1 protein-coding gene is annotated in these 685 nt (G+C 40.7%); it reads left to right on the top strand.

Annotation, left to right across the window (positions count from 1 at the left end; translation table 11 throughout):
- Positions 1-459, top strand: a 459-nt coding sequence (locus tag AC1DUA_RS39825; protein ID WP_477504903.1) for a helix-turn-helix domain-containing protein, incomplete at its 5' end; no start/stop codon positions are given.
- Positions 460-685: the final 226 nt, after the last annotated feature.

Raw genomic sequence — 685 nt, 5'->3', positions numbered from 1 at the left:
TCACTGTGGCGCCAGCTTATTCTCGAGAAACGCAGAATGGAAGAAGAGAATCCTGAGCTTAGCGGGTATTTACTGCAAGCGCTATGCCTATATGTAGAACGCGCGGCAACGGAAACTGTTTCCTTGCAAGGACGACCTTTTACAGGTACTCGAATGAAAAGGTTTATCGAGGCGCATGCTACAGCCACCTTCAAAGTGGATGATGTAGCTGACCATGTGGGACTAAGCGTATCTCGCGCTGTTCATTTGTTCAAAGAATGTTTCGGCAAAACCATGATTCAATACGCGTTGGAAGTCCGTTTATCCAGCGCAGTGGAACGGATGCACGATAGCTCCATGTCCCTGGAGCAAATCGCCTTGAGCTGCGGTTTCGGCAGCTATCCGTATTTTCATCGTGCCTTTAAACATCGATTCGGGATCTCGCCAAAGCTGTTTCGGCAGAAAGATTCGCAAAATTAAAAAAAATTCACAAATTTTTCATGTAGTTTTTCATAGAGTATGGAACTTTTTTGCCTTCTGAATCGTATATTCTTTGACAACGGAAAAAGCTAGCAGATTAGTAGCTCCAAATTGAGGAATTAATTTGAATAGTTTTAAAACATATACATGAAATGCAAGTTTGTTTCAAAATTGTAAAACTATTTTAAGGTTAATTTAATAATCCTCATATATGCTTGTGTATATC

It is taken from the genome of Paenibacillus sp. 01T422 (genome assembly GCF_056398785.1).
This window is presented reverse-complemented; position numbering and strand designations above follow the sequence as displayed.